This window comes from Pseudomonadota bacterium, assembly GCA_022361155.1.
Lineage (GTDB): Bacteria > Myxococcota_A > Polyangia > Polyangiales > JAKSBK01 > JAKSBK01.
In genome coordinates, this window is record JAKSBK010000595.1 from 1 (window position 1) to 5,336 (window position 5,336).

5 protein-coding genes are annotated in these 5,336 nt (G+C 65.4%); 2 read left to right on the plus strand and 3 right to left on the minus strand.

The window, feature by feature from the left end; translation table 11 throughout:
• Nucleotides 1–160: 160 nt before the first annotated feature.
• Nucleotides 161–847, minus strand: coding sequence for a class I SAM-dependent methyltransferase (locus MJD61_22240; protein MCG8557979.1), 687 nt, complete (start codon nt 845–847; stop codon nt 161–163).
• Nucleotides 848–1,110: 263 nt separating this feature from the next.
• Between MJD61_22240 and MJD61_22245 the strand changes: the two genes are divergently transcribed.
• Nucleotides 1,111–2,559: a sigma 54-interacting transcriptional regulator gene (locus MJD61_22245; protein ID MCG8557980.1), complete on the plus strand. Its 1,449-nt coding sequence runs from the start codon at nt 1,111–1,113 to the stop codon at nt 2,557–2,559.
• Here MJD61_22245 and MJD61_22250 read toward each other — a convergent pair.
• Together MJD61_22250 and MJD61_22255 are read right to left on the minus strand one after the other, a co-directional pair.
• The gene (locus tag MJD61_22250) at nt 2,531–3,019 is read right to left on the minus strand and encodes a hypothetical protein (GenBank protein ID MCG8557981.1); all 489 of its coding nucleotides are present in this window, start codon (nt 3,017–3,019) and stop codon (nt 2,531–2,533) included. The genes MJD61_22245 and MJD61_22250 overlap by 29 nt on opposite strands.
• A gap of 41 nt (nt 3,020–3,060) precedes the next feature.
• Entirely contained in the window at nt 3,061–3,981 is a 921-nt protein-coding gene (locus MJD61_22255) for a sterol desaturase family protein (GenBank protein ID MCG8557982.1), read from the minus strand.
• Nucleotides 3,982–4,319: 338 nt separating this feature from the next.
• Between MJD61_22255 and MJD61_22260 the strand changes: the two genes are divergently transcribed.
• Nucleotides 4,320–5,267, plus strand: a complete 948-nt coding sequence (locus tag MJD61_22260) for a serine/threonine protein kinase (protein MCG8557983.1) — start codon at nt 4,320–4,322, stop codon at nt 5,265–5,267.
• Nucleotides 5,268–5,336: the final 69 nt, after the last annotated feature.

The window sequence follows — 5,336 nt, forward strand, 5'->3', positions numbered from 1 at the left end:
GCTCAGCGCTTGGGCTCGTGTACCTTTGCCGCGCCGTTGTGCGGCTCTCCCACACCAGCCGGCCCGTAGAGACGCCGAAGAGCCCGACCGGTGACCGTGGGCTCCAGCTGCGAGCCGCCACCACCGCACCCGCCCGGATATCCCCTAGCCCCAACGCGGGTCAGGTCGGCCGGCCGGCGGCGGCGAACAGTTTGCGCACCGGCAGGCTTAGCGGCTTGCTTGCGATGCCCTCGTACATCGAGCCGTGCGTCTTGGGGTCGCCGGGCATGTAGTAGCGCTCCAGCACGTCGATCTGAAAGCCGGCGTCGGCGATCACGTGCGCGATGGGGACGTCCAGTCGGCAGCCGGCCGCGAACAAGCGCTGCGCCGGCGTGAGCCAGCGCTGCCAACGAGCGACCGAGGGTTCGTCACTGTGTCCGTGCTCGAGGAACAGGAGGCGACCCCCTGGCCGAAGGACACGCAACGCTTCCTCGAGTGTGCGTTGCGTGTTGTCGACACTGCACAGGACCTGGGTGCTGACAAGCGTATCGAAGCTGGCATCGGGAAAGGGCAGTCGCTCCGCGGGTGCGCGCACGAACTCGACCTCAACCTGACTGGGTTGGCCTTCTAGCTCAGTACGGGTCAGCTTGCGGCGGAGCTCTCGTTCCATGCCCGGGTTGGGATCCACCGCGGTGAGCGAGCGCACGCTCGTGGGGTAGCAGGGTAGGTTCTGTCCCGTGCCGATACCGAGTTCGAGAATGCGGCCGGCGGCCGTTCTCAGGGAACGCCGGCGAGCATGCTCGAGCGGCGCGCCCTTCATCACGCGGTCGTAGTAACGGGGAAAGAGGCAATCGCTGTAGAAGGACATGGTTGGCTCCTTTTGCGTTGGGTGTGCTTGAGTTCTTCGGTCGCCTGTCCGCTGTGGCCGTTGCGACCTTGTGTTCCAAGTGTCCCTGTCTATTCCTCTTGTCTATTGCGAGCCGCGTGCTGCGAGCCGCGTGCCAGCTCGCATTCGACGCCCGCAATGCGAAAAACCGAATAAAAACGGGGCGCTTCGGCACGCCTGCAGGCGGACACTCCTGCGGACACCTGTCCATGAAACGTCCGATCGAGTAGTGTCCGGACATGCCCGTGACCCAGGCCGACTTGCCGCTGACCACGGCCCACCTCGCATATCTGCTGGACACTTGCGGTGACGGCTTCATCGTCTGCGACAGCGAGCAGCGCATCGTGCTGGTCAACCAAGAGGCCGAGCGCATCTTCGGGTATTCAAACCGCGCGCTCCTCGACCAGCAGCTCTCTGTTCTGATGCCTGAGCGCTACCGTCAACGGCACGCGGAGGGCTTTGACAAGCGGCTGAGGAACCCGCGTGACATGCCGCTTCGGTACGTGGAGGTGCGCGGACTGCGCGAGGATGGCAGCGAGGTCCCGCTTGAGATTCGTTTTACCTGCACGCCACTCGGCGGCACGCTGTACTTCACGGGTTCATTGCGCGATGTCACCGAACGGGTGCGAGCGCGCGAGGAGATCGAGCGGCTCAACCGCGCACTCGAGCGTGAGCGGGACTACCTACGCGAGGAGGTCGCCGCAGTGCGTTCCGGAGATATCGTGGGCGAGAGTCCCGCCCTCTTGCGAGCGCTCGAGCAGCTGGATGCGGTAGCCCAGACCGACGCGACGGTTCTCATCCATGGCGAATCGGGCACCGGCAAAGAGCTATTCGCGCGCGCACTTCACGACCGGAGTCGGCGCAGCGGCAAGACGCTTGTACGGGTCAACTGCGCGTCGGTCCCGAAGGAGCTATTTGAGAGCGAGTTCTTTGGTCACGTGCGCGGCGCGTTCACCGGTGCCCTCAAGACTCGCGACGGGCGGTTTCAGCTGGCCCACGAAGGCACGCTTTTCCTAGACGAGGTCGGCGAAATCCCGCTCGACCTGCAGGGCAAGCTCCTGCGGGTGCTGCAGGAAGGCGAGTTCGAGCGCGTGGGCGACGACCGGACCCGGCGGGTCAACGTCCGCGTGGTCGCGGCAACCAATCGTGACCTTAGGCGAGAAGCAGCCGCAGGCCGTTTTCGCGAGGATCTGTACTATCGCCTGAGCGTGTTTCCGATCGAGGTGCCACCCCTGCGTGAGCGAAGTCACGACGTTGTGGCTTTGGCAGAGCATTTCCTTGCGCGCGCATGCGCGGACTTGCGGGTGCCGGCATCCAGTTTGGGCGAGCGCGAGCAAGAGCAGCTGTTGGCCTACGCCTGGCCTGGCAATGTGCGTGAGTTATCCAACGTCATGGAGCGCGCAGCCATCGTCTCCCGAGGTGGCCCACTGCGCCTGGAGCTGGCGCTTGGCGCTGGGCACCGCGGTTCTGCGTCGAGTACGAGTGTCCGCTCGGCCCACTCGCGCAAGCCATCGCCCCCGCCCGCAGATGCCGGCGGCCAGCCGACCGACGACGAGATCGCGGCCGTCCTGGAACGCAACGAACAGGTCGTGGCCAGGGCGGCTCGCGAGTTGGGTCTGTCTCGACAAGCGTTGTATCGACGCATGGAGCGCATCGGCTTGGCCGTCACGCGGACCGCGCGCCGGCGTGCTTGAACACGCTGTTTGCGGCGCGTGAGTAGGTCGCGTACCACGCGGCGGCGAGGAGCAGTGCTTGCACCGGCGTGCGGAACCACAGGTAGTGCGCGCCGTAGGCAGCACCTGGCCCAAGACTGTGCAACGCGGCGTACACGTTCGCGGGAAACAGTGCGCCCAACAAGAGCATCGCAACGCCCCCGACCCAGCGTGGTTGAAGGATGCTCAGCCGGGTGGCCAGCGCCAGGGCGAGTGCCAGTTCGAGTGCGCCCGTCGCATAGACTGCGGCATCCCGCGCCGGCAGCCACTCCGGAATCATCTCCACAAAGGCGCTGGGCGTCACGAAGTGGGCGCTGCCGGTAACCATGAACACCGATGCGAGCGCGAAGCGCGCCGAGCACGGACGGGAGATGCCAAGTCCGCGGGCCGCAGCCAACCGAAGCCCAGCGAAGACGGCCACAAACACGATCAGCGGCACCATGACGAGTCTCCTTTGGGCTCTAGGGTCTTTTTAGGATCCTTCTAACCCCTGCTCTGGTCGACGAAAGGATGCAGCTGATTCTGGATCACCGAATTGGAACTCGGGAAGCTGGTCGGGTCGGTCACACCGACCTGCATGGGCTCCCGGGCGCGGCCGTACACAAAGGTCCCGAAGGCCAGGTCCCAAAGCGTGATGGCGCTGGCGAAGTTGCCTGCCTCTTCGAGCTTGGTCGAGTGGTGCAGGCGATGGTGTGCGGGGGCCATGACAACGTAGCCGAGCCACCCGAGCTCAACGTCGACGTTGGCGTGTACGGCAAAGGACTGCAGCGTGAGCACGTAGGCCGCGAGCACGATCACCTCGGGCGAGAAACCGAGCAAGAGAAGCGGCAGCGTCTTGCCAAGGCCGCTGTAAAGCGTGTTGAGGAAGTGAACCGTGTTGTTGTTCCAGGTGTTGACCTTGTCCGGCGTGTGGTGCACGCCGTGGACCTTCCACAGCCAGCCACGGTGGCCAAAGCGGTGCAGCCAATAGCCCGCGAAGTCTCCGATCACGATCGCCAAGGGTAGCGCGGCCCATAGTCCGAGCCCGTTGTGCCACGAACCAAGCGTTGCAACGGCGAACGCCGTGCCCATCTTGGCCAGCGCGTCCAGGCCGCCATTCATTCCGAAGTAGAACAGGTCGCGCAGCGCTTCCTTGCGGTTTGGATGCCAGGTTCGTCGGTGCGGCTGGATACGTTCCAGGACAAACAAAGCGACCAGCGACGCCAACAGCCCGGGCATGGCCACGGCGGCAAACGGAAGCTCGTTGGCAGCGGCCCAGACCATCAGGCCGGCGTTGGCTAGTAGCAGGCTCGGGTAGGCAAGCCACCGCAGGGCCCGACGCAGGCCGTTTGCCTCGGGCTTGGTCGCAGACGGCGCGGTCGCGTAGGGCAGTGGAGCGGATTGGGTTTGGGTGATGGTAGTCATGCCCCGCCACGAAGCGAGACTCGTGCCACTTCGGAAAACATAATGAAACCAGTAGGATAGGATCCAAGGCAGGCTCGGTCGGACACAAAGTGTCCGACGTCCGAGCCCGATCGGACACTCGGCGGACACGGGTATCCGGCAACGGAAGGGTCACTGCGGGCTGTGGCTGGTCGGTCTGAGGCCGAGCGGGCGCGCCAAGTCTTCGCCTGGCCGCCGTACTCAGGCGGGGCTCCTCCTGTTGGAAGCTGGAACGGCGCGCTTTGGACAACCACAAACACCGCTCGAGTTCCCAGTGCACGCAAGAGGGAGGGGCCCGCGCAGCTTCGGAAGGCGAGCCTATGGTGGGATCGCGGGGGGAGGCGACCGGGCCTACGGTCACCGACAGCCAACTGCCGCAATCCCGGCGGTTGCGCGCTGGTGACAAGCTCGGTCGTTACGTCATTCGGGAGCTCTTGGGCGAGGGCGGCATGGGGGTCGTGTACAGCGCCTACGACCCGGACCTGGACCGGCGCGTTGCGCTGAAGATGCTTCGCGGGGCACCGGACGCCGGGGAAGACCGCGCGTACGAGACCGGCACGGCGCGCCTCATGCGCGAGGCCCAGGCCATGGCGCAGCTGTCCCATCCCAACGTGCTGCCAATTTTTGACGTGGGTCGGTCGGGGGCACGGGTTTTCATCGCTACCGAGATCATAGACGGCTCCACACTCGCGCAGTGGAACCGCCAGCGGGAGCGCCCCTGGCGTGAAGTCGTCGCGGTCTTTCGGAAGGCGGGCAAGGGCTTGGTGGCCGCCCATCGTCAAGGGCTTATCCACCGCGACTTCAAACCCGACAACGTGCTCATCTCGGCGAGTGGCGTAGTTCGCGTGATGGACTTCGGGCTCGCGCGCCGTCGTGACGCCGCTGCACCAGGTGGTGCGCAAAGCGAAGGCACGTCCGATGCTGACGAACCCCCGCGCGTTGCCACGCTGGACGGAGACGAAGCCCGCTCGCAGATACCGGACCTTCGAGGCCAGCAGGTCTCGGCCCCATCCGACTCGCCTTCTTCCGGCCATTTGCTCGAGCAGGACCTGACGCGCACAGGATCCGCGGTGGGCACGGTGCCCTACATGGCGCCCGAACACGAGCTGGGACAACCTGCGAGCGAAGCATCGGACCAGTATGCGTTCTGTGTCTCGCTGTTTGAGAGCCTGTACGGGTTGCGGCCCTTTCAAGGCCGCCGTGGTGGCCGACCCGACCTGGGTTGGCGTCCGCCGGCGTGCCCGGGCACTTTTCGCCGCAAGCGGTAGTGTAAGTATGCGAAATGAGCTGCGGTGGTGTCGGGCACGCTTGGTGCGGTGTGCGAAGCATGACGCAAC

Coding starts and splice junctions, on each gene's coding strand:
- MJD61_22250 (MCG8557981.1), bottom strand. CDS start 3,019: ATGGTGCCGCTGATCGTGTTTGTGGCCGTCTTCGCTGGGCTTCGGTTG.
- MJD61_22260 (MCG8557983.1), top strand. CDS start 4,320: ATGGTGGGATCGCGGGGGGAGGCGACCGGGCCTACGGTCACCGACAGC.
- MJD61_22255 (MCG8557982.1), bottom strand. CDS start 3,981: ATGACTACCATCACCCAAACCCAATCCGCTCCACTGCCCTACGCGACC.
- MJD61_22240 (MCG8557979.1), bottom strand. CDS start 847: ATGTCCTTCTACAGCGATTGCCTCTTTCCCCGTTACTACGACCGCGTG.